28 protein-coding genes are annotated in these 24645 nt (G+C 41.6%); 13 read left to right on the forward strand and 15 right to left on the reverse strand.

All coding sequences use genetic code 11. The annotated features are described in order from the left end of the window. Nucleotides 1-3: 3 nt before the first annotated feature. The 3 genes from RE474_RS09910 to RE474_RS09920 all read right to left on the reverse strand — a co-directional run bounded on the left by RE474_RS09910 (nt 4) and on the right by RE474_RS09920 (nt 2313). On the reverse strand, nt 4-435 hold the full coding sequence (locus tag RE474_RS09910; RefSeq protein WP_309310211.1) for a nucleoside deaminase: 432 nt from the start codon (nt 433-435) through the stop codon (nt 4-6). A 158-nt stretch (nt 436-593) separates the two neighbouring features. Next, the gene (locus RE474_RS09915) at nt 594-911 is read right to left on the reverse strand and encodes a cobalamin B12-binding domain-containing protein (RefSeq protein WP_154809460.1); all 318 of its coding nucleotides are present in this window, start codon (nt 909-911) and stop codon (nt 594-596) included. A 187-nt stretch (nt 912-1098) separates the two neighbouring features. Further along, entirely contained in the window at nt 1099-2313 is a 1215-nt protein-coding gene (locus RE474_RS09920; RefSeq protein WP_309310212.1) for a peptidase U32 family protein, read from the reverse strand. 210 nt (nt 2314-2523) lie between these two features. Between RE474_RS09920 and RE474_RS09925 the strand changes: the two genes are divergently transcribed. Continuing rightward, on the forward strand, nt 2524-2760 hold the full coding sequence (locus RE474_RS09925) for a FeoA family protein (protein ID WP_309310213.1): 237 nt from the start codon (nt 2524-2526) through the stop codon (nt 2758-2760). Nucleotides 2761-2884: 124 nt separating this feature from the next. On the opposite strand, the gene RE474_RS09930 is transcribed toward RE474_RS09925, so the two are convergent. From RE474_RS09930 to ahbD, 12 genes are all read right to left on the reverse strand, one after another. Further along, complete coding sequence (locus RE474_RS09930) at nt 2885-3664, reverse strand: dihydroorotate dehydrogenase electron transfer subunit (RefSeq protein WP_309310214.1); 780 nt, start codon at nt 3662-3664, stop codon at nt 2885-2887. Beyond that, nucleotides 3664-4566, reverse strand: coding sequence for a dihydroorotate dehydrogenase (locus tag RE474_RS09935; RefSeq protein ID WP_309310215.1), 903 nt, complete (start codon nt 4564-4566; stop codon nt 3664-3666). The genes RE474_RS09930 and RE474_RS09935 overlap by 1 nt, the downstream gene beginning before the upstream one ends. After that, nucleotides 4559-5506 carry a hydroxymethylbilane synthase gene (gene hemC / locus RE474_RS09940; RefSeq protein ID WP_309310216.1) on the reverse strand — a complete coding sequence of 316 codons (948 nt, stop codon included), beginning with the start codon at nt 5504-5506 and terminating at the stop codon, nt 4559-4561. Before hemC ends, RE474_RS09935 begins: the two co-directional genes overlap by 8 nt. Nucleotides 5507-5519: 13 nt before the next feature. Beyond that, nucleotides 5520-6785: a glutamate-1-semialdehyde 2,1-aminomutase gene (gene hemL / locus RE474_RS09945; RefSeq protein ID WP_309310217.1), complete on the reverse strand. Its 1266-nt coding sequence runs from the start codon at nt 6783-6785 to the stop codon at nt 5520-5522. Between the two features lie 85 nt (nt 6786-6870). Then, complete coding sequence (locus RE474_RS09950) at nt 6871-7434, reverse strand: hypothetical protein (protein WP_309310218.1); 564 nt, start codon at nt 7432-7434, stop codon at nt 6871-6873. A 74-nt stretch (nt 7435-7508) separates the two neighbouring features. Next, entirely contained in the window at nt 7509-7652 is a 144-nt protein-coding gene (locus RE474_RS09955; RefSeq protein ID WP_309310219.1) for a hypothetical protein, read from the reverse strand. Between the two features lie 79 nt (nt 7653-7731). Continuing rightward, nucleotides 7732-8706, reverse strand: a complete 975-nt coding sequence (gene hemB, locus RE474_RS09960; RefSeq protein ID WP_309310220.1) for a porphobilinogen synthase — start codon at nt 8704-8706, stop codon at nt 7732-7734. After that, nucleotides 8685-9977 carry a glutamyl-tRNA reductase gene (gene hemA / locus RE474_RS09965; RefSeq protein WP_309310221.1) on the reverse strand — a complete coding sequence of 431 codons (1293 nt, stop codon included), beginning with the start codon at nt 9975-9977 and terminating at the stop codon, nt 8685-8687. The genes hemB and hemA overlap by 22 nt, the downstream gene beginning before the upstream one ends. A gap of 51 nt (nt 9978-10028) precedes the next feature. Next, nucleotides 10029-10703 (reverse strand): precorrin-2 dehydrogenase/sirohydrochlorin ferrochelatase family protein, encoded by a 675-nt coding sequence (locus RE474_RS09970; protein WP_309310222.1) that lies wholly within the window; start codon nt 10701-10703, stop codon nt 10029-10031. A 62-nt stretch (nt 10704-10765) separates the two neighbouring features. Further along, nucleotides 10766-11236 (reverse strand): siroheme decarboxylase subunit beta, encoded by a 471-nt coding sequence (gene ahbB, locus RE474_RS09975; RefSeq protein ID WP_309310223.1) that lies wholly within the window; start codon nt 11234-11236, stop codon nt 10766-10768. 13 nt (nt 11237-11249) lie between these two features. Continuing rightward, entirely contained in the window at nt 11250-11705 is a 456-nt protein-coding gene (gene ahbA / locus RE474_RS09980; RefSeq protein ID WP_309310224.1) for a siroheme decarboxylase subunit alpha, read from the reverse strand. Nucleotides 11706-11710: 5 nt separating this feature from the next. Next, nucleotides 11711-12757, reverse strand: a complete 1047-nt coding sequence (gene ahbD, locus RE474_RS09985; protein ID WP_309310225.1) for a heme b synthase — start codon at nt 12755-12757, stop codon at nt 11711-11713. Nucleotides 12758-13113: 356 nt separating this feature from the next. Here ahbD and RE474_RS09990 point away from each other — a divergent pair, with 356 nt between their 5' ends. The 12 genes from RE474_RS09990 (at nt 13114) to RE474_RS10045 (ending at nt 24063) form a co-directional block, all read left to right on the forward strand. Beyond that, a complete protein-coding gene (locus RE474_RS09990; RefSeq protein WP_309310226.1) occupies nt 13114-13494 on the forward strand; it encodes a cytochrome c maturation protein CcmE domain-containing protein in 381 nt (126 codons plus the stop codon). Nucleotides 13495-13506: 12 nt separating this feature from the next. Beyond that, on the forward strand, nt 13507-14376 hold the full coding sequence (locus RE474_RS09995) for a polyprenyl synthetase family protein (RefSeq protein ID WP_309310227.1): 870 nt from the start codon (nt 13507-13509) through the stop codon (nt 14374-14376). 35 nt (nt 14377-14411) lie between these two features. Then, complete coding sequence (locus tag RE474_RS10000; RefSeq protein ID WP_309310228.1) at nt 14412-15602, forward strand: radical SAM/SPASM domain-containing protein; 1191 nt, start codon at nt 14412-14414, stop codon at nt 15600-15602. 218 nt (nt 15603-15820) lie between these two features. Further along, nucleotides 15821-16147 (forward strand): ATP synthase archaeal subunit H, encoded by a 327-nt coding sequence (gene ahaH, locus RE474_RS10005; RefSeq protein ID WP_309310229.1) that lies wholly within the window; start codon nt 15821-15823, stop codon nt 16145-16147. Further along, the gene (locus tag RE474_RS10010; protein ID WP_309310230.1) at nt 16140-18101 is read left to right on the forward strand and encodes a V-type ATP synthase subunit I; all 1962 of its coding nucleotides are present in this window, start codon (nt 16140-16142) and stop codon (nt 18099-18101) included. Before ahaH ends, RE474_RS10010 begins: the two co-directional genes overlap by 8 nt. 4 nt (nt 18102-18105) lie before the next feature. After that, the gene (locus RE474_RS10015; protein WP_309310231.1) at nt 18106-18339 is read left to right on the forward strand and encodes an ATP synthase subunit C-like protein; all 234 of its coding nucleotides are present in this window, start codon (nt 18106-18108) and stop codon (nt 18337-18339) included. Between the two features lie 46 nt (nt 18340-18385). Continuing rightward, nucleotides 18386-18937, forward strand: coding sequence for a V-type ATP synthase subunit E (locus tag RE474_RS10020; protein WP_309310232.1), 552 nt, complete (start codon nt 18386-18388; stop codon nt 18935-18937). Nucleotides 18938-18944: 7 nt separating this feature from the next. Further along, nucleotides 18945-20021 carry a V-type ATP synthase subunit C gene (locus RE474_RS10025; protein WP_309310233.1) on the forward strand — a complete coding sequence of 359 codons (1077 nt, stop codon included), beginning with the start codon at nt 18945-18947 and terminating at the stop codon, nt 20019-20021. Next, entirely contained in the window at nt 20021-20320 is a 300-nt protein-coding gene (locus tag RE474_RS10030) for a V-type ATP synthase subunit F (protein WP_309310234.1), read from the forward strand. The genes RE474_RS10025 and RE474_RS10030 overlap by 1 nt, the downstream gene beginning before the upstream one ends. Continuing rightward, nucleotides 20311-22047: an ATP synthase subunit A gene (locus tag RE474_RS10035; RefSeq protein WP_309310235.1), complete on the forward strand. Its 1737-nt coding sequence runs from the start codon at nt 20311-20313 to the stop codon at nt 22045-22047. Before RE474_RS10030 ends, RE474_RS10035 begins: the two co-directional genes overlap by 10 nt. A gap of 1 nt (nt 22048) precedes the next feature. Beyond that, entirely contained in the window at nt 22049-23428 is a 1380-nt protein-coding gene (locus RE474_RS10040) for an ATP synthase subunit B (RefSeq protein ID WP_309310236.1), read from the forward strand. Between the two features lie 17 nt (nt 23429-23445). Further along, nucleotides 23446-24063 (forward strand): V-type ATP synthase subunit D, encoded by a 618-nt coding sequence (locus tag RE474_RS10045; RefSeq protein WP_309310237.1) that lies wholly within the window; start codon nt 23446-23448, stop codon nt 24061-24063. Nucleotides 24064-24645: the final 582 nt, after the last annotated feature.

Below are 24645 nucleotides of genomic sequence, written 5' to 3' on the forward strand. Positions count from 1 at the left end.
GGGTTATTTTCCAATATCCTCATACCAGATGTCTGGTTTTTCATGAATGAATTTTTCCATGAGTTCTTTACATTCATCAATATCGAGGTCAATTACTTCAACACCGTGTTCTTTCATGAACTCTGCAGCACCATCAAATGTTTTTGATTCACCAGCAATGACTTTTTTTATACCAAACTGTACAATTGCTCCGGCACAGAGATAACATGGCATTAGTGTGGAGTATATTGTAGTTCCCTGATATTTTCCAATCCTTCCTGCATTGCGTATGCAGTCTATTTCCGCATGTGCCAGAGGGTCACCCTGCTGAACTCTTCTGTTATGACCTCTGCCAATTATTTTTCCTTCTTTCACAAGGACTGACCCAATAGGTATTCCACCTTCTTCCAGTCCCTTTTTAGCTTCATCAATAGCTACCTGCATGAATTCGTCCATAATATTCCTCTTCAAGTCTTACAGAGTATGTAATATGATTCGGACTAATATATTAATTATCATTCAGGAATAAGGGAAAATAGGATCAAGATCGACAGAAGAAAAGTAATGGAAGAAAAACAGAAATTTGAATGTATGCTCTCGCATACTTTTTGTTTTTAAAGAGATAACATTAAGTTTCCAAAGAAACAGCTGTCTTCATGGGCGCTGATTGCTGCCGGTTTAAGAAGTGATATTCCTTTGTTCATTGTCTTTGATGCTGTAAGTATATCCATGAGTGACAGTTTTCCGGATTCAAATCCATCACCAACTGTTTTCATACCTTCAATAAATCCTTCTTCAATGATATCAACCGGATCAATGCCTGACCTTATTGTCTCCATTGCTACATTTGTTGCTTCAGCATCGTTGAAGTTAATTACAGAATTTTTAGCCTTATTGATAAGCTCTCTCTTTGCAGAATCATTATCATTCATGATTTCATCATTCCTCAGACATTATTCTTTGAAATTGAAAGGTTTGCTTTCTAAACAGGTGTTCCTGCTCGGCCTTCTCTATATTTCATTTGTCATAAGAATCTTGTCTACCAGAATTATATATCTGTCATGTAAATATATAGTCTCAATATATGAATGAGGTTTAAAAAAAGTAGGAGTTAAATTCTCATTTTTTAATTCTGAAAACACGGTCATTTTTGCGTACAATATCCTCAACAGCAAGTCCTATTTCATTTCCTCTTTCCACAGAATTTACTGCTTTGCCTTCCAGGGCAATGGATGTGACTTCCTGTTCCAGATATGTAGTACTACCCTCGATAATGATCCTATCGCCATTCTCAAGTCCCTGCTCAAGAAGTTTAACTGCTGCAGCAGACTGCTTTGGATAATAGTTTGTTACTATTCCCACAGCTTCGCGTTTAACAGGGGATGCATTCATGTCGAAATCAAATGCCAGGCTATCAGGTCCCGGATATCCGAAATAGAATCCAGTTGAAAATCCTCTGTTGTACTCAAGTGCCATTTTCTCTTTGAGTGGAAGTACTTTGTCTTTGGTAAAGTTCCCTTCTTTGAACAGGTCAATGGCTTTTCGATAAGACTCAGATACGGTTGCAGTATATCCCGGATTACGTAATCTTCCCTCAACCTTGAATGAGTCAATTCCGGCTTTTACAAGTTCGGGTATGTACTCGATCATGCAAAGGTCCTTTGCGCTCATAAGGTATTTTCCTTCAATATCGACTATTGCACCGTTATCTGAATGAAGGGACCATTCCCATCTGCACGGCTGGCTGCATTCTCCACAATTTCCTGATTTTCCAAGTAGGTATGCTGAAAGATAGCATCTGCCTGATATTGCCTGACACATTGCACCATGTACGAATGCTTCAAGTTCCATCTTTGTGTCTTTTTTGATTTCTGCAATCTGCTCAAGGCTAAGTTCTCTTGCAAGTACAACCCGGCTGGCTCCCAGTGACCTGTAGAACTCTGCTGTAATCTGGTTTGAGACATTTGCCTGCGTCGATATATGTACACGAAGGTCCTTTTCTGCTGCTTTGGTTATAGTGGCAGGGTCCCATGCGATAACAGCATCTACTTCTGCAGAGGCTGCACATTCTAATACTTCATCAAGTTCGGTGAGATTATCCGGATATATTACGGAGTTCACTGCCATATAACCTTTAAGTCCCTGAGCATGAATTTCATCAATAAAAGAAGCAAGGTTTTCAGTAGTTATCTCCTGTGCCCGTGACCTGAGACTGAGTCTGTCCAGGGAAAAATAAACTGCATCTGCGTGTTGCTGGCATGCTTTGAGAGCTGCAAAATTTCTAACACCCATTATAAGTTCGGGTATTTCAGATTTCTTAGATTCCTTGAACATTGGTGTATGGATTCAAATTAAGCTTTAAATCATTTGTGTTGGAAATCAAGTTAGGTTGTTTAAATGGCAATTTTTGTTCGAAGCCGGGAACTTATATATACTATAATACACTATATTGCAATATCAAGTAATATTAGGGTTGCCTAATTTCAAGAGGAAACTTAAACTCATATTCCTCAGACAACTTCTAAAAAACAAATGAGGTAAAAAATGGCTCCAATAATACCACTTGCTATGATGCCTGAAGGTAAAGATAGTAAGATCATTTCTATTAATGCAGGTAAATGTCTCATTAATCGTCTCAGGTCAATGGGCTTTATTGAGAATACTCTGCTCAAAGTCAAAAAAGGTGTCAATGGTTCTCTTATTGTGTCCATAAACGGTTGTGACTATGCGCTGGGCATGGGTATGGCCACAAAGATCATGGTGCAGGAATATTCTGCATAATATTGTTTTTTTTAAAAGAAGAAAAATGAAGCTAGAAAGCTTCATTGGTTTTTGTTTAATCGAATGTATCAGAGTTTACTCTTTCTTTTAATGAAAGATGAAAGCAAGAAATAAACTAAGGATTTTAAAAATCCTTCTTATTGCCGCTTGGTCCGCGCATATATTTTCCAAGTTCGGAATCAACAAGTTCTAAACCATTGAACACAGGTCCATCCTTGCAGACTCTTAAGCCTTTCTTATCCATGCAGCAGGCACCACATACTCCTATTCCGCATTTGAAATACCTGTGAAGGCTGAACTCTGTTTTTTCAAGTGCATCTTCTTTTTCAAGCATACTGAAGATGCATTTCATCATCATTTCAGGACCACATGTGTAGATTCTGTCATAGGCAGAAATGTCTGCTTCTCCAAGCACGTCAGTTACAAAACCGCACCTGTGGGCAGAACCATCATCTGTTGTTATGTGAAGTTCGCCACAAGATGAGAATTTATCCACAAAAAGCAGTTCTTCAGAATTTCTGGCTCCAAGGATAGTAGTTATGCACACGCCTTCAGAAGCTGCATGATTTGCCAGAGCTACAATAGGTACAGTACCGACTCCGCCTGCAATGAGCAGTATTTTCTCATCTTTATCCGGAAGTGTGAAACCTTTTCCGAAAGGTCCTCTAATTCCAAGAGTATCTCCTTCACTGAGCTTGAATAGCTTCTCGGTTGCATCTCCTACCTTCTGCACAGTGATGGAGTTCTTGCTTGCTAATCCCATGGGAATTTCATCAACTCCATGTATCCATACCATTACAAATTGTCCAGGTACGGCTTCATCAAAGGATTTGTCAAAAACAAAAGTCCTTGTGGATGGAGTTTCCTTGATGATCTTAGTAATTTTGACGTTAATGGGGTACATTATATCCTCTCATGTGCAAGTCCGATGATATCTGTTATATCCTTGTATCCTCTTTCAGCGACGAACGTCTCAATTCCGGTTGCAATTGAGCTGAAGATCTCAATTCCTTCATGAACTGCTGAACCTATCTGGACCGCATTTGCTCCTGCCATCATCATTTCAATGGCATCCTGCCAGGTGTAAATGCCTCCAACACCTATGACTGGTATATCGAGGGCTGTGTAAAGGTCATAAACACATTTGATTGCAACTGGTTTCACAGCTTTTCCGGAAAGTCCGCCGAATCTATTTCCAAGAATGGGATATCCACTTTCAATGTCAATAGCCATTCCTTTTACAGTATTTATAGCAACAACTGCGTCAGCTCCTCCTCTTTGAGCTGCGTCTCCAATTGTCACTATGTCTGTGACGTTAGGTGTTAGTTTCACCCATACTGGAATGTCTACTGCATCTTTTACTGCGGCTGTGATACTTTCAACTGCATCCGGGTTGCTTCCAACAGATGCACCATATCCAAGTGCATGAGGGCAGCTTACATTCAGTTCAAAAGCATCAGGATTTGACTCAAGAAGGCCCTGAGCAACATCTACAAACTCTTCTTCAGTTCCACCGAATATGCTTGCAATAACCGGGGTGTCAGTTTCTTTCTTTGCAATCGCAAGCTCGTTCTTAAAATCAGGATATGATGGATTTGGTAATCCCATAGCATTCAAAAATCCATAACCAAGGTCTATCATACTGGGGTTCTTGTGCCCTTCCTTTGGTTCTGGTCCAATGGACTTTGTAACCACGGCACCAGCTCCTTCCTTTGCCACGCGGGCAAGGGATGCACCGGTGGTTCCCATTATGCCGGCTGCCAGTATGGTTGGATTTTCAAGTTCAATTCCGGTAATCTTAATCATATTGTCCCTGCACCTCTGCGGCTGTTCCTGCACTCAACTGGCAGACTGCTCTTTGCACAAGTTCCTTGCCACCCATTTGTACAAGTTCTTTTGCTATCATTCTGGCATGTTCCTGATAAGTTTCAGCCAGGATGACTTCTTCTATACGGACATGTTCAGAACCATCGAGTGCAAGCACTTCACAGCACACACTGATCTCATCTTCGTTGATAAATTGAGCAAAGGAACCTATTGGTGCAGTACATCCACCTTCTACATCGGTGATAACTATACGCTCTATCTCTGTCTCAATTCGGGTCTGCTGGTGGTCCAGGTTAGAAGTTACTTCTTCCGCCTCGCTTCCGGCAGGTGTGACAACAGCTATTGTTCCCTGGTTTGCGGAAGGACAGAAGAACTGTGGATCAAGACGTTCCACATCCATTTCCCAGCCCATTCTCTGAAGACCTGCTTCTGCAAGCAGAATTCCGTCGTAAAGTCCCTCTTCAAGTTTCCTTATTCTTGTGTTGATATTTCCTCTGAGATCCTGTACATGGAGATCGGGTCTGTATCTGAGAATCTGTGCTCTTCTGCGCATGGATGTAGTACCAAGGACTGCTCCTTCAGGAAGCTCATTTATCCTTGTTCCGTCAGTCGTAAGAAGTACATCATATGGTGAATCGCGCTTTAGCACCGCGGATGTAGCAAGCTCTTCAGGTCTGATAGTCGGAAGGTCCTTCATGGAGTGAACTGATATATCTATCTCTCCATCGATCATCCTGTCATCCAGTTCCCTGACAAAGGCACCGACTCCTGCAACTTCGTGTAGTGGTCTGTCTGTGAAAGTGTCACCGGATGTTTTGATTATCTTCCGGGTTGTGCTGACACCCAGTTCTGCAAGCATGCCTTCAATGGTCTCTGTCTGTGCAAGAGCCAGGGCACTTCCACGGGTTCCTATTATCATATGAATTCACCGTTCATTTAAGATTTGCTTCGTATGCGGAGAGTGTCTTTTCAATATCCTCTTCGCTGTGTGCAGTTGAAATGAAATTTGTCTCAAACTGTGATGGTGGCAGGAAAACACCACTGTCAAGCATCTTGAAGAAGAACTTCAGGTATCCTTCCTTGTCACACTTGAGAACATCCTGATAGTTCAGTGGTTTGTCTCCAAAGAATATCTTGAACATTGAAGCAATTCCAACTACGTTATAATCGAGATTAAGGTCTGCAACAATCTCGGACAACCTGCTTCTCATCATATCACCGGTTGCATTGAGGTTCTTGTGTACTTCTTCTTTTTCAAGTACATCAATTACTGTAAGTCCTGCTGCAACTGAAGCCGGGCTTCCGCTGAAGGTTCCTGCCTGGTATACGCTTCCGGAAGGTGCTATCATTTCTATAATCTCTTTCTTTCCTCCGAAAACACCAATTGGCATTCCTCCGCCAACGATCTTACCAAGTGTTGTCATATCAGGTGTAACGCCGAAATATTCCTGTGCTCCACCCATCGCAAGCCTGAAACCTGTGATAACTTCATCAAAGATGAGTACAACATCATTTTCCTCTGTGACCTTGCGTACATCTTTCAGGAAATCTCCTTCCGGAAGTACAGGACCGATGTTGCCCATGACTGGTTCCAGTATTACTGCTGCCATATCATCCTGGTTCTTTTCAATTACCTGTGTTAGAGCTTCAATATCATTGAATGGTACCTGAAGAGTGTTCTTTGTGAAATCTTCCGGGATTCCAAGTGAATCTGGTTTACCAAGTGTTGTTGCACCTGATCCGGCCTTAACAAGTACTGCATCGTGTGCACCGTGGAATCCACCTTCTATCTTTACGAACTTGTTCTTGCCTGTGAATCCCCTTGCTGCACGAAGTGCGCTCATTGTTGCTTCAGTTCCTGTTGAAACAAACCTGAGCATGTCGATACTTGGATAAAGTGAAACGATCTTTTCAGCAAGGTTAACTTCCAGGTCTGTTGGTGTGCCGTAGAGCCATCCTTTTTCAAGCTGGTTGATTATTGCCTGCTTGATTGTTGGGTTTGCATGTCCCAGAATGTTTGGTCCGTATGCAAGACAGTAGTCGATGTATTCATTTCCATCGATATCTTTTATTTTAGAACCGTTTGCTGATTCTGTGTAGAATGGGTATGGTTTGATAGCTCTTACCGGACTGCTGACTCCTCCTGGGAGGAGTGTCCTTGCTTTGTTGTATAGATCTCTGGACTTATCTAATGACATAAAAACACCATATTTGTTATTGAGTAAAAGGATGTGATTTTTAAATTAAATACGCCTTAATTTCTTTGTTTTAACTCTTATGAGCTCAGAATTTTGCCAGTAAAGCTTCAACACTATTTTTTGCTCTTCCTTCAATTGATTCATTGAATATCTCTTCTGCTTTATCTCTATAGCTTGAATCTCCTGCTATAAGGTACGCTCTTCTCAAATAATCAATGGCAAGAAGTGGATTTTTCTCAAGTTCATTTGCCATTGAATCATAATATTTTGGCAATTCAAAAAATGTATTAAAGAATTTATCCATTTTATCTTCGAATTTTTGCCCATATTCGATATATTCGGTCCTGACAAAATCTGATGGCACTTTCGCTTCCTTTGTTTTAATTACTAATGTTTCTTTACCATAAGCCTGCATAAGGCCTATTTCATAGAATATGTTGGACAAAGTGAGAGGTGGCATGTTATTATCTATGATTGCAATACCCAAGGGAACTGCTACTATTAGGTTCCATATTTTCATAAGGAAATCTTTGCCCGTAACCACACTTTCTGCATCAATATCCTCTATCTGATATTTCTCCAATACTTTCCTCAGTGAATCTCTAATAGTCAGTATTTCACCTGAAACTGGCTCACCAAGTTTAGTCATTATGAAACAGGTCCTTGGACGATAATTTATATGATTGGTGTGTACATCACCATCATTTGGCCTATAAAGAATCATCAGTTCCTCTTTCTTGCAATTGGTATATTTTTGTAAGGACCTTCTGATTTCTTATGGTCTAATATTTTCCCGGCAGCCCTGTCTATTTTTACATACCTTCCAGATTTTGGATTTTTAATCTGGACAATATCTTTCTTTACCATAGCAAACACGCTTTCTTTTTCTTTTTTGTATCTAGTAGTTTTGACTTTATATGAATGTCGATAATTAGAAAGCTCTTAATCATTTTAACATCTCTGCCATTTCCTTGGCAAAATAGGTAATTATCATATCAGCACCTGCACGCTTGATAGACATCAGTGACTCATACATCACCTTTTTCTCATCAAGCCAGCCATTTTGTGCTGCTGCCTTAAGCATTGAGTATTCGCCACTAACATTGTAGGCTGCCGTTGGAATTTCAAATTCGGTCTTGAGACGGTATAATATATCAAGATATGGAAGCGCCGGTTTGACCATGATTATGTCAGCTCCTTCCTCTATATCAAGTGCTGCTTCCATGAGTGCCTCATCAGAATTTGCAGGATCCATCTGGTGTGTGGATCTGTCTCCAAAGCAGCATCCTGAACCTGCTGCATCCCTGAAGGGTCCGTAGAATGATGATGAATATTTTGCAGCATAGGACATAATTGGGATATTATAGTAATTATTTTCGTCAAGTGCGCTGCGAATCGCAGATATCATACCATCCATCATTCCTGATGGGGCCACCATGTCAGCACCGGCCTTTACGTGACTGACTGCCGTTTTTCCCAGTAGTGGAAGTGTGGGGTCATTCATTATTTCTTCAGTATCGAAATCGACCATTCCACAGTGGCCATGGCTGGTGTATTCGCACAGGCAGACATCGGTTATTACAAGCATATCCTTGCCGAGCTCATTTTTGATCTCACGTATGGCGCGCTGCACAACATCATCATCTCCCCATGCAGAGCTTCCATGTTCATCTTTTTTTTCCGGGATGCCGAAAAGTAATATGGCAGGTATGCCAAGGTCGGCAGCTTCCTTTGCTTCATCGGCAATTCTCTCAACCGGCAGATTATAAATGCCAGGCATTGATGCGACTTCCTGCGGAGCATCTATTGTCTCATTGGCAAAAACAGGGTATATCAGGTCATCTACGGACAATGAAGTCTCACGTACCAGGTCTCTAATCTTGCCGCTTCTCAGCCTTCTCATTCTGTGCTCGGGGAACATTTTACCAGCTCATTCTCTTCTTTAATGTTAGATCTATTAGCGATAAATACTCTGGCAACAGACTCCAGCAGCTCGTCGTCACCAATTTCTGCTGCATACCTGATAATTTTGGTAGGCTCTGCCAGCATTTTATTGATAATTGAATGTGTCAGGTCTTCTATGATCTGTTTTTCAGTGTCACCAATCGTATGGTAAGCACCAAGTTTTGTGATGGCTTTATCTTTTTCATTCACACGGAGTTTGTATGACTGGGCATACAGTTCAGATACGAGTGTGTCTGCTCTCTGTCTTTTGTATTGTTTGATCAGAAGATCGAATTCCTCATCGATAATGGACTGGGCTTTTTTAGCCTCTTCCATTCTCAGTTCCAGATTTTTCTCATTTATGACTCTCAGGTTATCTATATTATAGAGAGTCACATGTGGGATATCATCGATTGAAGGGTCAATATCCCTGGGGTTTGCTATATCAATTAGAAGAAGTTCTTTTTCCCTGAAACTCATTGCCTTTTCGACCTGTTCATATTTCAGGACATAGTGGGGTGCACCGGTTGCACTAATAACGACATCAGCTCTTCTGAGATTCTCATCGATCTGGTCAAAGTGTACTGCATGTCCTCCCATCTCATCAGCAAGGTTCTTTGCAGCTTCGTATGTACGGTTGGCAATGTACATCAGTTCGATCTCCCTGTGGGAAAGTGCACGGGTGACAAGTGTCCCCATTTCTCCTGTACCAATAACAAGTACCATCTTGTTCTTGAGGTCGCCAACGGTGTCTTCTGCAAGGTCTACTGATGCTGATGCAATTGAAAGTGCACCACGGTTGATCTCGGTCTCGGTTCTGACACGTTTACCTACCTGAATGGCTTTACTGAATGCTGTATCAAGCATTTTGCCGGAGGTTCCGAGTTTCTTGGCAACAAGGTAGAGGTCTTTAATCTGACCGAGGATCTGGTCTTCACCGATTATCATAGATTCAAGACCACATGCAAGCCTGAGCAGGTGCATGATGGATTCTTCGTGCTCAAAAAAGTCTATTATATTAGAAGAAAGTCCCATTTTCTTGGCAAACTGGAACAGGACAGTACTGCCTTTCGGTGAAACAACATATATTTCCACGCGGTTGCAGGTCTTGAGCACAACACACTCACAAACAAGATCAAGAGAATGAAGGTCCTTGAGCATTTTTTCTATGTCCCCTTCCCATGCTTCCTCGATCTCCTCGACAGTTGCTTTGGAATGGGTTATCACCATACTGGTTATTTCAGTCATGGTTACCTCGTGTTTTACAATAATTCAAATAGCGGTGTCTGTGGTACATGTTCATCTGACTTTCTCGCTTATTTTCTTCCTTACTATACCCTGTGCTGTATTAAACCCTTTTTCATATGATTCTTTAAGCCCTTCCCACACGTCCTCACTCTCAAGAATGTCCCACAAAATCTCTTTTCTGTCTTTCTGGTCGGGAACTTCGCCTTTTAGGTAAGTCCGCATTTCGTCCTGGATTTTGATCATGTCAGCAAATTCAGGTGTAATGATCTTCTCCACCTGCTGGCGTGTAAATCTTGAAAAGGCAGGGCTTGAGCCGGTGGTGGATATACTTATAGTAAGTCCTCCACGTTTTATCACAGCAGGCACAGTGACATCACCAATGGCATCTACTTCGTTTGTCAGTATCCCGAAGGGTTTAGACAGAATAACAATTCTTTCATTTATGCTTCTGTCGTTGGTGGCAGGAATTACAAGGAATGCATCTCTGATGATATCGTTTATCTCTTCATCGGTGAGCTTTCCTGCATCTGCTTTGATTAGCTTGATGCCGTATTTTTCTTCAAGCTTAAAAAAAACATCATTAAAGCTACGACTGACTACCGTAACTTTTGCATACTCTGAGAACAGGTTAGCTTTTCTTTCCCCGACAGATCCACTTCCGAATATCACGACTTTCTTGTCGCTCATATCTATCAGCAGTGGCAGGAAGTGGTTCTTGTCTTTCATATCTCCATCTCCGGAAATGATTGCCTTCTGCTTTTCCCGGTAAAATTAGTTAAAGATTGCGATTACAACCTAACTCCAGTTTTCTTGAATTCCCTGTCACTGAAAAGAAGTTTATAATCTTTGATTCCAGTTGCCTCGGATATCCTTGCTGCAACTTCTTCGCAGTCTTCCTTTGTATAAGAGTGAACCATTGCAAACAGGTTATAATCCCATCCAGGGGCTCGTGGTCTTTCATAGCAGTGTGTCACTTCGGAGAATCCTGCCATTATCGTACCAACTTCCTCTGTCCTTTCATCAGGTACATTCCAGACGCACATTGCATTTGCAACGATTCCAATGTCTCTGTGTCCGACTGATGCACCGAACCTGCGGATAACATTTTCTTCCTGCATCTTTTTGAGGCGGTCTATTATTTCCTGCTCACTGATTCCAAGCTCACTGGCAATATCTGTAAAAGGTGATCTTTTAAGCGGGATGCCGTTCTGTGTCATTTTGATTATTTTCTCATCAATGTCATCCAGATTATTTGCCATATTTTGTCACCTCTCATTTAATGTTGAACTTGACTCCGATCTTGAACAGTTTTTTTGTTGGAAGGTCAACAAAATCCAGTCCGGTCTTTTCCTGCAGCTCTTCTAATATCGTATCTATCCTTTCTCTGTTAACTGCAGAAATGGTGAACCACACGTTGAATTTCTCTGGTCTGTGGTAGTTGTGTGACACTTCATGATATGCGTTGATGTATTCTGCCACCTCGTCAACCTTTTCCTCAGGAACACTTACAGCTACAAGCGTGCTTGTACCCCCTACTCCTTTGCGGTTGATTATTGGTCCGATCTTCCTGACAGCACCTTCATTGTGCAGCCTGTCAAGCCTTTCAATTACTTCATCTTCACTAATACCCAGTTCTTCTCCTAGTTTTTTATAAGGCTCTGTTTCCAGGGGAAAATCAAACTGGATAGTATTGAGTATCTTTTTATCGGTATCATCAAGAAATATCATTCAAATCACTGTTTTTTAGGTACATATATACAGTATGGCTCTTCTTCCAGATAGTCGCCTGTGGCAGCATAAGCACGTGCACGACAGCCTCCGCATACTGTATTATATTCGCATATTCCACACTTTCCCTTGAGTTTTGAGACATCACGCAGGTCGTTGAATACTTTAGAATTCTCCCAGATATCCTTAAAACTCTGCTCTTTTATGTTTCCGGCAAGTGCAGGAAGGTATCCGCAAGGGTAAACGTCTCCTGTGCTTGATATAAAACAAAAGCCAGTTCCTCCAAGACATCCCTTTGTCATTGCTTCGTAACCATGGGTCTTGACACTTATTTCAATTCCTTCCTTCTCTGCACGCTGACGCATTATCCTGAAATAATGGGGCGCACAGGTTGCTTTGAGTTGAATGCCTGCATCCTTTTGTCTGTCGTAGAACCAGTTGAGTATCCTTTCATATTCTACTGGCGGGATTTCATCATTCTCAAGCTCTTTACCTCTGCCGGTTGGTACAAGCAGGAAGATATGAAGGGCGTCTGCACCAAGTTCCTTTGCCATTTCCAGTATGGATGGAATTTCATCAATGGTGCGTTTTGTGATGGTTGGGTTTATCTGGAAGCCTATGCCTGCGTCTTTAAGGTTCTCTATGCCATTCAGTGCACCATCAAATGCTCCGGGCATGCAACGGAAGTCATCGTGCGTTTTGGAACTTGAACCGTCAAGGCTTATACTTACTCTTTGTATGCCAACACTTTTGATTTTGTCTGCCATTTCTGGTGTGACCAAAGTTCCGTTTGTTGCCATGGCAACACGCAGACCTTTTTCCGTGGCATATTTTGCAATCTCGAATATGTCATCCCTTACCAGTGGTTCCCCACCACTTAGTATGAGTATTGGGTTTCCCATTTCCTTTATTTCATCTATTAAATGGAGTGCTTCTTCAGTTGTAAGTTCGCCCTCAGGTTTTTTCTCAGTGGATGAACCTCTGCAGTGTTTGCACGAAAGGTTACATCCTGCTGTTGTTTCCCAGGCAATGAGTCTTGGAGGTTTTACCATAATTGATCATGAATGTTTTTTGTTCGTATGTCGACTTATATTACCTATTTATAGGATGGGACTATACTACTGCACACCCATATTAATACTTGATTATCAGGCTGAGCCATCAATCTATAAATTGGTCTATTCGTGCCTGATTATTGATGGAAGGGTTCGTCTTAATGCCTATGACGAACAAATAGGCTGATATAGAGGTGATTCTTTATAGGCGCGTTAGAGATTGCATTTGCAATTATGTGGATTACATTGCTGGCGTATGCAGTATATGTTATTAGTTCCCGCAGAAAGCTGGTGCTTCAATGTAGTAAGACAGAAAATTTATCCTGATAATCGATCATTGTAGGGTGCTTCCTATGGATAAAACACAAAAAACGATAGTTGCAGTTGCTTTCATTGCCGTTGTTGGTTTTGTAGGTCTCTGGAATGTTGACCTTTCACAGGGATATCATATGGTATCTGATATATCCCAGAACTCAGCGGAGTTTGTAGGGCATGATGTCAACACAATGGGCATGATCAAGAATGGAACTCTTGATATTTCTACTGATGGCACTTTTTTTGCACTTCAGGATCTTGAAGAACCTTCTTATGAGATTTATGTGGAATATACCGGTTCTCTCCCGGCCAATCTTGCAGAGGGGCAAAGTGTTAGTATAAGCGGAAAAATGCTTTCTCCAACCATGGTTGAAGCAAGCCAGATAGTTATGAGTTGTCCTTCAAAATATTCAGAATAAACAGGCGTGGTTATGGTGCAAATAGAAGATCTGGACGAATATCAGCTGATTAAGATTGCCAAGGATGATATAGTTCATTCTATGGATGATAGTTCCCAGATGAAAAAGATGCTTATGCACATATGCAGTTCCGGTGGAAAGAATATCCGTCCTGTTATGCTCATATTATGTACTGAAATGTGCGGGGGTAATTCTGCGGAAGGTGTCAAGGCTGCACTTGCGATTGAATTTATTCATTCTGCATCTCTTATTCATGATGATGTGCTTGATGGAGGTCTTGTGCGTCGTGGTGTTGAATCAGCACACAAAAAATATGGAATCCCTGCAGCGATACTATGTGGTGATTTTCTTATATCCAAGGCAATATCTCTTATTTCCGGTTACGGAAACAATGCAGTAAATGAATTCGGTCGGGCTGGAATGTATATGGCTGAAGGTGAAACCATTGATATTTCAAGCGTTGATGATGAATTCAGGGAAAAGAACTACTTTGAGTGTATTGGTAAAAAGACCGGTTCCCTTTTTGCTGCCAGTGCTGCAATAGGTGCTTATGTTGCAGAAGCGGATTCTGAGACTGCCAAAAAATTAAGGTCTTTTGGTGAAAATGTAGGTAATGCATATCAAATAGTTGATGACCTGCTTGAGTATCTAAATGAACTTGAAGATAAGAGTTCTACTTATGAATCAGTTACATTGCCTCTTATTTATAGAAGATCCATGGATCACGATAAGGCTGTAGAGAAAACTTTAGAACAGGTCCGTATTTGTGTTAAAAATGCAAAAGATATCCTTGCCACATTCCCACCTTCTGATGCAAGGAATAAACTGGAGTTAATAACTGACCTTATTACAGTAGATATGCTTCCTATTGATATCCTTTAATTTTATTCAATTTTATTCAATTACCAGGTGACTTCATGAGGGTTTATGATAAATCAGTAATTAAAGTAAATGCCAGCACTGAAAACGGACGAGTGGTCCTTGACACAGAGGGTCCGCTATCTCCTGTTGCAAAACCTATTATAAAACGCATCAACAAGATCTTTCTTGAAGAGAAACCCATATACTCCGATGAGGAAAATATAATATTCTCTACGTGGGCTCCTCCGATGCCGGGTGACATCTTTAAAAGGATGATCAGTGCCCAGGTAGCTTCTATATTAAAGAAGAGAGTGCCTGATCAGTTTTCAATAGGAATTACCACTCATTGTCCTTATGATTGTATTCACTGTGGTGCAGCCGGTACTGTGGCAGACCCAATTCTGACTGCTGATGAAATTAATAGTGCTATTGCCCAGTCACTTGATCTTGGTTCATATTATATTGCTTTTGATGGTGGAGAAACTCTGCTCAGGAAAGACCTTGAGCAAATGATTGCTAAGGTGGACAAGTCCCGTGCAATAGTTTCGTGTTTCACATCAGGTTTCAGTCTGACTGAGCAAAGAGCAAGGGATCTGAAAGCAGCGGGTCTTTTTTCAGCACACTTAAGTCTGGATAGTCCTGATGAGGCAGAACATAATCGTGTAAGGAATCGTGAAGGGGCTTTCCAGAACACTGTCAATGGTATCAGGCACATTGTCAATGCTGGTATTCTTGCAGATCTTTTTGTAGTTGTTTCACCTCACAATATTGATGATCTCGATGGCTTCTACAATTTTGCAGCAGATATGGGTATGCAGGAAATGTCGATCTATGAGATCATCGCTGTGGGACGCTGGCTGGAACATGAAGACGAGGTAATAAGTTCCAGGGATGTTGACAGGCTTGGAAAATTCCAGAAATCAATGAACAATAGAAAGGATGGTCCAAGAGTAACTTCGTTCCCTAATTTCATGGGTCCTGATGAGTTTGGTTGTTTTGCAGGTAGAAGGTGGATGCATACAACAGCAGGTGGGGATGTTTTACCATGTGCTTATACTCCTCTGTCATTCGGGAATATTCGTGAGGAAAAACTTGCTGCTATATGGGAAAGAATGGGCAAGCATGAAGCATATAATTGCTCTGCAGATTACTGTATGATGCGCAACCCTGAATTCCGGAGCAAATATATCCACACTATACCGGAAGGAACACAGCTTCCGGTCAGGCTAGATAAGTTTATGCATTAATTGTATGTAATCATTATTCATTATGATTACATAATTATCGCAATCAGGAGGATTTATTTATTAGATAGAATCTGTTGTAAAATCTTCCTATATCATGATAAATCATGATTATTGATGGCTCGCTAGTGTCTGGAAAACCGAATACTTTATATGTGAGCTAGCAATAGGAGAAGTTGATTTATTCGGGATAATTAGCAATTCATCACATGAGGATTAGCATGGCCAAAGAAAAAATCTTGTCGGAAATCAAAGAAGCAGAAGACAATGCACGCAAAATGGTTGACGACGGTAAGAAAAAGAAAAATGACCGTATCGCCAGTGCACGTGCCGAGGCCAGGGAAATCATAAAACAGGCCGAGGTTGATGCACAAAAATCTGCACAAAGTGCAATGAAATCTGCAGAAGAGTCAATCGCTTCAGATAAAGCAAAGATCATCGAAGGTGGAGAAAGTGAAGCTAAAGCTATAGCATCCGCTGCTTCTTCCAAGGTAGATGAAGCTGTCGAGTTACTTATAAACGAATTCGAGAGGGCAATACATGCTTGATCTAAAGCAGATGAACCGTGCTGTGATCGTTGGTCATAAAAGTATTTTTGAAGAGACGGTCGACGCTCTGCACAAAGCAAATCTGTTCCAGATCGAAGATTACAATGAAGATGATTCTGGTCTCCGTATTGGTAGACCTTTTGAGAATGTAGATGAAGTTTCCAAGAAACTTATCAAGATAAGATCCATTGCAAGTATGCTCGGTATCAAGGATGCTGCAGCTAAAAAGCAAGACAAGAAAGCACTTCTTTCTTCTCTGGATGATACTCTTGAAGAGCTTGATGCTGAACTTGATGTCAAGGCTGGACAAAAAAGCAAGCTTGAAGCAGAGCTCAAAGAACTCGATTCTCTTAAAAAAGAATTACTCCCATTTGCAAATATTCCTGTTGATCTGGACTATTATAGTGGTTATGAGCACCTCTCTGTTTTTGCAGGTGCTATCAAAGAAGATATAGGACCTTCAGTTTCAAAGATTACTTCTTCATATGAGTTATTCTATGATGCTAAAGAAGGTACATTGGTCTTGTTCGTAACCGCTGAAAAGTCAGGAGAGGTTGCTGATTTGCTTGTAAGATCTGGTTTCAGGGAGTATCGTATCCCTGGTGGATCAGGTGTTCCATCTAACCTGCTTTCTACTTATGAATCTAAGGAAGCAGACCTTGTGAAAAAGATAGCATCTATAGATGCAGAGATGGACTCTCTTAAGGACAAATATGCTGACTTTATCATGGCCAGTAATGAAGTTCTTTCAATAGAGGCACAGAAATCAGAGGCTCCACTTAAGGTTGCAACTTCAGATAGTACTTTCATAATTGATGGTTGGGTTCCTGCCGATGACTTTGCTGAACTTGAACGTGTTGTCAAGGAAGCAACAAATGGTCGTGCATTCGTCTCCAAGCAGGAGATGACAAAGGCAGATGAAAAGATAGTTCCTATAGAGTATAACAACTCCAAGATTACTTCTCCTTTCCAGCAAATCTTGGATCTTTATGCAAGGCCTGTATACAAAGAACTAGACCCGACTGCATTGATGTTCATTTCTTTCCCACTATTCTATGGAATGATTCTTGGGGACATCGGTTATGCACTGATATTGCTTGCAATGGCACTAGCTATTAAGAAGATTGTTTCTTCTGACGCAGTTAAGCCACTCATGAACATCCTTATATGGTGTCAGATATCTACTATGATATTTGGTGTGTTGTATGGTGAATTCCTTGGATTCCCTCTTGCAGCTATTGTTGACCATGAAACTGGTCATATAGAAGAGGCTGGATTAATTCCTGGGTTCGTGACACACACATTTGACTTCTCTATAGTTGGTGACGAACTGTTAACTTTCCCAGTTCATAGGACTCATCTTGTGATGACCATGATTGTCGTCACCGCGTTGATAGGTTTCATACATATCAATATCGGTTATTTGCTTGGTTTCATTAATGAGAACAAGAAACATGGAATGTCAGCAGCTATTTTTGAAAAGGGCAGCTGGTTTGTAATTGAGATTGGACTTCTATTAGGTATTCTCGGATATGCAGCACTCCTTCCTTCAGCAATGACGATGGTAGGTGTTGTTGTGTTCGTAATAGGTTTGATCATGCTCTTCAAGGGAGAAGGTATCAAAGGACCTGTCGAGTTGCCGTCACTTCTCAGTAACTCACTGTCTTACACTCGTATTATAGCTGTAGGATTATCATCTATCTATATTGCATCAACTGTGAACCTTATCGCTTTCGAGATGATATGGGAACCAGGAACTCCAATAGGTGCAACAACAATATTCGCAATTATCGTGTTCTTAGGTGGACACGGATTAAATACTGCTCTGAGTATTATGGCCCCCGGTTTACACGCACTCAGGTTGCAGTATGTAGAATTCTTCGGAAAATTCTACGAAGGTGGGGGACGCAAATACGATCCATTCGGATATATTAAAAAATACACGGAGGAATAAGAATATGGCAACAGAAACAGTAGCCTTTATGGGCGACGCAGGATTAAAAGCAATTGGTGCAGGACTCGCAGTAGGACTTACAGGTCTTGCATCTGCAATCGCAGAAAGAGATATTGGTAGCGCAGCAGTAGGAGCAATGGCAGAGAACGAGAGCCTTTTCGGTAAGGGTCTTATCCTGACTGTAATCCCAGAAACAATTGTAATTTTTGGTCTGGTAGTTGCATTGTTGATCAGCTAATTTAAGGGCGTATTTTTCGCTCTTAAATTTTCCAAAGGTGTTGAGCATGGGACTAGAAACTGTTGTTAAAGATATCATGGATGCTGCACACGCAGAAGTTTCCAAACTGGATTCTGAAGCAGATGCAGAAGTAGCCTTGATTCTGGATGATGCAAAACAGAATGCCAAACGAATTATGGGTGAACGTCTTGCAAAAGCAGAAGATGATATTAAAAAGATAAGGCAGCAAGATATATCCAGTGCAAATCTTGAAGTGAAGCGCACATTGCTCAATGCACGCAAGGAAATACTCGAAAAAGTATATGTCCAGGCTGTAGAAACCATATCTGGTTTTTCTCCAGAGAAAAATGAAGAACTCCTCAAGGAACTCATTACAGAATATGAGGCAAACGGTAGTAAGATTTATTCTAATGCTGAATCCGAGGAGCTTGTCAAGAAGTTATCTTCTCTCGAATACGCAGGTAACATCGATTGTCTCGGTGGCGTTGCTATCGAGAATGAAGATGGTACTATCAGATTGGATTATACTTACGATGTTCTCCTTAATAGCGTGAATGAGCGGTTGTTGAAACAGACATCTGATATCTTATTCGGGTGATTTCTAAATGCAGCTGTTGCAGAAATTTAAGCGTGGTAATTCCAAAAAGTCCCTGTCAAAGGGTCATGCGAATTATGCATATACCGTAGCACGTGTACGTGCAATGAAAAGTAAGCTTCTGCCAAAGGAGACCTATCCTAGGCTCATGAACATGAGCATTGACGAAATTACCAGATTCATTGAAGAATCTGAGTATAAAGTGGATATCGATCAACTGGCAAGGCAATATGAAGGCGTGGATCTTATTGAGCATGCCCTTAACAGGAATCTCGCAGAGACCTTCACGAAGTTACTCAATATTTCAGAAGGTGATGTGAATTTCCTTATAGGCGAAAAACTCAAAAAGTATGATATCTGGAATATTAAAACCATTCTGCGTGGTAAATATTGTAATGCATCTACAGAAGAGATTCTTGATGCAATTGTTGCAGCAGGAAGGCTGAATTATACTTACCTTTCAGAACTTGCAGCAAAAGCAACTTATGAGGATGTCATCTCTGAGCTTGCAAATACGGAATATTACCCGATATTAAAGAACTATGATGGTACTAATCTTTCTGAGATTGAGAATAAGCTTGATAAAATGTACTATGCCGGTTTGTTTGAAGCAGTCGGTGGATCAAAGTCTAAAGATCGCAAGCTGTTCGAGGAATTCACCAGGATGGGTATTGATCTGAAAAACCTTATTACTCTCTTCCGTTTGAAGAAGTCAGGAATAACTGACTCCGAAGCAATGGATTTGATGATTGAAGGTGGATTAAAGTGCAACCTTAAAGAAACTGGAAAAATGTTGCCACTTTCCTTTGCAGATTTTGTATCTGAGCTGGAAAGTAATCCTTACTGGGATGTTATTTCAGATATCGTAAAACCTGATATGACTTCATTGCTTGATGTCGAGACCAAGCTGAAAAAGCACAGGCTTAAATCTGCAGCAAGCTTCTCACATGTTTATCCGAATTCAATTGTACCAATCATGGACTACATGCTAAGTAAGCAGAACGAGATAAGCAACTTACGGATCATTATTCGTGGAAAAGCTGCCAACCTAGAAGATGATGTAATCAAAGAGCAGTTGGTGATCTGATGGAATTAGCAGTGGTCGGCAAAAGTGAGTTTGTAACAGGTTTCAGGCTTGCTGGTGTCAAAAAGATATTTGAAGTTAATAATGGCGAACTTGAGCCTGCTGTAGAGAAAATACTTGAGGATCGAGAAGTCGGCATTCTGATAATGCACGGTGATGATCTGAGTGGACTACCGGAGATGTTGAGAAACACTATCAGCGATTCTGTTGAGCCAACTGTTGTGACTCTCGGTGGTAGTGGTGAAAGTTCGAACTTAAGGGAAAAAATAAAGCAATCGGTAGGTGTAGATCTGTGGAAATGAAAGGTGAAATTTATCGTGTGGCCGGACCTGTCGTTACTATCATGGGTATCAAGCCAAAGATGTACGATGTGGTGCACGTTGGTCACGAAGGTCTTATGGGTGAAGTTATCAGAATTAAAGGTGACAAAGCTACTGTTCAGGTATACGAGGATACATCTGGTATCAAGCCAGGTGAGCCTGTAGTGAACACTGGAATGTCCCTCTCTGTAGAACTCGGTCCAGGTTTATTAGAAAGTATTTATGATGGTATTCAGAGACCTCTGAAAGTTCTCCAGGAAAAGATGGGAGACTTCATTAGCAGAGGTGTAACTGCAAACGGTCTTGACCGTGAAAAAGTATGGGAGTTCAAGCCTGTAGTAACAAGTGGTGACTCCGTAAAGGGCGGTCAGACAATAGGTGTCGTACAGGAGACAATGAACGTTGAGCACAAGATCATGGTGCCACCAACAGTTTCCGGTACAATTGAAGAAATAAAGTCAGGAAAGTTCAAGGTAGACGAAACAATCTGTGTACTCACAGACGGTACCGAAATTTCCATGATGCAGAAGTGGCCTGTAAGAATGCCACGTCCAGTAGAGAAGAAGTTCATTCCAAGAAAACCTCTTATTACAGGTCAGAGAATTCTTGATGGTCTCTTCCCTGTAGCAAAAGGCGGAACTGCAGCTATCCCTGGTCCATTTGGTTCAGGAAAGACTGTTACACAGCAGCAGCTTGCAAAGTGGAGTGACACTGACATTGTAGTATATATTGGATGTGGAGAACGTGGAAACGAGATGGCTGATGTACTGAACGAGTTCCCTGAACTTCAGGACCCTAAAACAGGTCGTCCACTCATGGAACGTACAGTTCTTATCGCAAACACATCCAACATGCCTGTAGCAGCTCGTGAAGCATCTGTTTACACCGGTATCACAATCGCAGAATACTATCGTGACATGGGATACGATGTATCACTTATGGCTGACTCTTCATCCAGATGGGCAGAAGCAATGAGAGAAATTTCCTCAAGGCTTGAAGAAATGCCTGGTGAAGAAGGTTATCCTGCATACCTTTCTGCAAGGCTCTCTGAGTTCTATGAGCGTGCAGGTGCAGTAAAGTCACTTTCAGCAGAAGAAGGTTCAATCACAGTTATTGGTGCAGTATCACCACCTGGTGGTGACTTCTCAGAGCCTGTTACACAGAACACCCTCCGTATTGTAAAAGTGTTCTGGGCGCTGGATGCAAAACTTGCACAGAGGAGACACTTCCCATCAATTAACTGGCTTACAAGTTACAGTCTGTACACCCAGGGTCTTTCTGACTGGTTTGGAGAGAATGTTGCACCTGACTGGGTACCACTCAGAGACAATGCAATGGATCTTCTCCAGCAGGAATCCGAACTTCAGGAAATCGTACAGCTCGTTGGTTCCGATGCACTTCCGGAAGACCAGCAGCTTATTCTCGAGATCTGCCGTATGCTCAGGGAATACTTCCTCCAGCAGAACGCATACCACCCTGTTGACACATACTGTCCATTCGACAAGCAGTACAAATTGCTCAAAGCAATCTCCAAGTACAGTGATATGGCACAGGCAGCACTGGAATCAGGCATACCAATGAAGGATATCCTTTCAGTTGAGTCAAAGGACGATCTTGCAAAGGTCAAGTTCGAAGAGGACTTTGAAAGCGCACTGAATGTTGTTCTGGACAAGATGGACAAGGAATTTGCAGCACTTGGAGGCAACTAAAATGACCAAGGAATATAAGACGATTACAGAAATCGCAGGTCCTTTGATCTTCCTCGAGAAGACAGAACCTGTAGGTTACAATGAACTCGTTCACATCAATCTTCCTGACGGAACAACAAAAAGAGGTCAGGTTCTTGATACCTCAGCTGACGTTGTAGCAGTTCAGGTATTCGAAGGTACAGGTGGACTCAACGAAGAGTCTGGTGTAGTGTTCTCTGGTGAGACCATTAAGCTCCCTGTATCAAAGGACATGCTCGGTCGTATCCTGTCCGGTGCAGGTGAACCACTTGATGGTGGACCACGCATCGTTCCTGAAGACAGAGTAGATGTAAACGGTGCATCAATGAATCCATATTCAAGGATGCCACCAGAGGACTTTATCCAGACAGGTATCTCTACCATTGACGGAACAAACACTCTCGTTCGTGGACAGAAGCTTCCTATCTTCTCAGGATCAGGTCTTCCACACAACGAGATCGCTCTTCAGATCGCACGTCAGGCAAAAGTTCCAGGTTCCGATGAACCTTTCGCAGTAGTATTTGCTGCAATGGGTATTACAAACGAAGAAGCCCAGTACTTCATGGAGGACTTCGAGAAGACCGGTGCTCTTGAAAGAGCTGTGGTTTTCCTTAACCTTGCAGACGACCCTGCTGTAGAACGTATCATCACACCAAGGATGGCCCTTACAGCTGCAGAGTACCTTGCATACGAACACGATATGCACGTACTTGTTATCCTTACTGACATCACAAACTACTGTGAAGCACTCCGTCAGATGGGTGCAGCCCGTGAAGAAGTACCAGGTAGACGTGGTTACCCAGGTTACATGTACACTGACCTTGCATCACTCTACGAGCGTGCAGGTGTTATCAAAGGCTTGAAAGGATCAGTTACTCAGTTCTCAATTCTCACCATGCCTGGTGACGATATCACTCACCCGATCCCTGACCTGTCAGGATATATCACAGAAGGTCAGATCGTAGTTTCCAGAGAACTTCATATGAAGGGTATCTACCCACCAATCAATGTTCTTCCATCACTCTCACGTCTGATGAACTCAGGTATCGGTGAAGGAAAGACCAGAGATGACCACAAAGCAGTATCTGACCAGATGTATGCTGGTTATGCAGAAGGTCGTGACCTCAGAGGTCTCGTGGCTATCGTAGGTAAAGAGGCATTGTCCGAGAGGGACCAGAAAATCCTCGAATTCGCTGACCTGTTCGAAGACAGATTCGTACGTCAGGGAAGGGATGAAGACAGGTCAATTGAAGACACTCTCCAGGTTGGCTGGGACATTCTTTCTGAGCTTCCGGAAGCTCTGCTTACCAGGATCGATAACAAGTATATCGAGAAGTACCACCCTGCTCACAAGAGCAACTAACTGAAAGGTGATCCAACATGGGCGTGAAAGATGTAAAACCAACTCGATCAGAACTTATTGAGATCAAGAAGAAGATCAAGCTCTCTCAGAGTGGTCACAAGCTGCTTAAAATGAAGAGGGATGGTCTTATCCTTGAGTTCTTTGAGATTCTCAGCAAGGCTAAGGATGTCAGATCTGAGCTGGATGCCGCCTATGCAGAAGCTTCCCGTAAGATCGGTATTGCAAACGCTGTTGACGGTACTATTACCGTCAAATCCACAGCTTTTGCACTTCAGAGCAAGCCTGAGATTGAGCTGGAAAGCCGTAACATCATGGGTGTTGTCGTTCCAAAGATCGAGTCATCCAGTGTCAAGAAATCCATAAACGAAAGAGGTTATGGTATCCTTGGTACCAGTTCATACACCGATGAGGCAGCAGATGCTTATGAGGATCTCGTAGAAAAGATCATCCTTGCAGCAGAGATAGAGACAACCATGAAAAAGCTTCTTGATGATATCGAGAAGACAAAAAGGCGTGTCAATGCTCTCGAGTTCAAGGTCATACCTGAACTTCAGGAAGCACAGGTCTTCATTAGGCTCCGTCTCGAAGAGATGGAGAGGGAAAACACCTTCAGACTCAAGAGGATCAAAGGATAATCCTTTGATAATCTTTTTTTATGAATGATGTTCCACAAGATCGACCAAATGCGGTCGATCGTTTTTTTCTAAAAATGATGCAACCTGAGAATCTTGGTAGAATTCTCAGATGGGCATGGATAATATCACTTTTAATGCTGATAATGGGTTATCTCATTATATTTACAAAAATAAGGCATGTGTTGCCAATATAATTTGATTATTCACTATTTTTTAGCATTATGTTCATTATACTTTGTGACTGATTTCAATTTATCAGTATGTTTATAATATGGCATAAAGCAATTAAGGAATTGCTGAACAATACTATAATTATAGCAGATTTAAGTTCTATGCAAAATAGTGCAAAGAAATATTGGCACAAGTTATTTTATTTTCAGCCATTATACAAACTCAACTCTAAGAGGTGGGATATGGCCTTGATTGGTATTTAAAATCCGCATCACCTATTGCTATTCTATGGCCGCTCCTCTATTTGATTGTATATACAAATTATATTTTTCTCATCATTATAATTATATACATTGTGTGCTATACTCCTGGAACTGTATATGTGTATTTCATTTAATTTATTTATGTGGT

Source organism: Methanolobus sediminis (assembly GCF_031312595.1).
GTDB classification, from domain to species: Archaea; Halobacteriota; Methanosarcinia; order Methanosarcinales; family Methanosarcinaceae; genus Methanolobus; species Methanolobus sediminis.

Excerpts from the sequence above, each read along its gene's own strand:
- RE474_RS09925 (WP_309310213.1), top strand. The coding sequence starts at position 2,524 with ATGGCTCCAATAATACCACTTGCTATGATGCCTGAAGGTAAAGATAGT.
- ahbD (WP_309310225.1), bottom strand. The coding sequence starts at position 12,757 with ATGGTAAAACCTCCAAGACTCATTGCCTGGGAAACAACAGCAGGATGT.
- RE474_RS09990 (WP_309310226.1), top strand. The coding sequence starts at position 13,114 with ATGGATAAAACACAAAAAACGATAGTTGCAGTTGCTTTCATTGCCGTT.
- hemC (WP_309310216.1), bottom strand. The coding sequence starts at position 5,506 with ATGATAATAGGAACCCGTGGAAGTGCCCTGGCTCTTGCACAGACAGAG.
- RE474_RS10015 (WP_309310231.1), top strand. The coding sequence starts at position 18,106 with ATGGCAACAGAAACAGTAGCCTTTATGGGCGACGCAGGATTAAAAGCA.
- ahbB (WP_309310223.1), bottom strand. The coding sequence starts at position 11,236 with ATGGCAAATAATCTGGATGACATTGATGAGAAAATAATCAAAATGACA.
- RE474_RS10010 (WP_309310230.1), top strand. The coding sequence starts at position 16,140 with ATGCTTGATCTAAAGCAGATGAACCGTGCTGTGATCGTTGGTCATAAA.
- RE474_RS09970 (WP_309310222.1), bottom strand. The coding sequence starts at position 10,703 with ATGAAAGACAAGAACCACTTCCTGCCACTGCTGATAGATATGAGCGAC.
- RE474_RS10000 (WP_309310228.1), top strand. The coding sequence starts at position 14,412 with ATGAGGGTTTATGATAAATCAGTAATTAAAGTAAATGCCAGCACTGAA.
- RE474_RS09955 (WP_309310219.1), bottom strand. The coding sequence starts at position 7,652 with ATGGTAAAGAAAGATATTGTCCAGATTAAAAATCCAAAATCTGGAAGG.
- RE474_RS10030 (WP_309310234.1), top strand. The coding sequence starts at position 20,021 with ATGGAATTAGCAGTGGTCGGCAAAAGTGAGTTTGTAACAGGTTTCAGG.
- hemL (WP_309310217.1), bottom strand. The coding sequence starts at position 6,785 with ATGTCATTAGATAAGTCCAGAGATCTATACAACAAAGCAAGGACACTC.
- hemA (WP_309310221.1), bottom strand. The coding sequence starts at position 9,977 with ATGACTGAAATAACCAGTATGGTGATAACCCATTCCAAAGCAACTGTC.
- hemB (WP_309310220.1), bottom strand. The coding sequence starts at position 8,706 with ATGTTCCCCGAGCACAGAATGAGAAGGCTGAGAAGCGGCAAGATTAGA.
- RE474_RS10040 (WP_309310236.1), top strand. The coding sequence starts at position 22,049 with ATGACCAAGGAATATAAGACGATTACAGAAATCGCAGGTCCTTTGATC.
- RE474_RS10020 (WP_309310232.1), top strand. The coding sequence starts at position 18,386 with ATGGGACTAGAAACTGTTGTTAAAGATATCATGGATGCTGCACACGCA.
- RE474_RS09915 (WP_154809460.1), bottom strand. The coding sequence starts at position 911 with ATGAATGATAATGATTCTGCAAAGAGAGAGCTTATCAATAAGGCTAAA.
- RE474_RS10025 (WP_309310233.1), top strand. The coding sequence starts at position 18,945 with ATGCAGCTGTTGCAGAAATTTAAGCGTGGTAATTCCAAAAAGTCCCTG.
- RE474_RS09930 (WP_309310214.1), bottom strand. The coding sequence starts at position 3,664 with ATGTACCCCATTAACGTCAAAATTACTAAGATCATCAAGGAAACTCCA.
- RE474_RS10045 (WP_309310237.1), top strand. The coding sequence starts at position 23,446 with ATGGGCGTGAAAGATGTAAAACCAACTCGATCAGAACTTATTGAGATC.
- RE474_RS09935 (WP_309310215.1), bottom strand. The coding sequence starts at position 4,566 with ATGATTAAGATTACCGGAATTGAACTTGAAAATCCAACCATACTGGCA.
- RE474_RS09950 (WP_309310218.1), bottom strand. The coding sequence starts at position 7,434 with ATGACTAAACTTGGTGAGCCAGTTTCAGGTGAAATACTGACTATTAGA.
- ahaH (WP_309310229.1), top strand. The coding sequence starts at position 15,821 with ATGGCCAAAGAAAAAATCTTGTCGGAAATCAAAGAAGCAGAAGACAAT.
- RE474_RS09920 (WP_309310212.1), bottom strand. The coding sequence starts at position 2,313 with ATGTTCAAGGAATCTAAGAAATCTGAAATACCCGAACTTATAATGGGT.
- RE474_RS09910 (WP_309310211.1), bottom strand. The coding sequence starts at position 435 with ATGGACGAATTCATGCAGGTAGCTATTGATGAAGCTAAAAAGGGACTG.
- ahbA (WP_309310224.1), bottom strand. The coding sequence starts at position 11,705 with ATGATATTTCTTGATGATACCGATAAAAAGATACTCAATACTATCCAG.
- RE474_RS09995 (WP_309310227.1), top strand. The coding sequence starts at position 13,507 with ATGGTGCAAATAGAAGATCTGGACGAATATCAGCTGATTAAGATTGCC.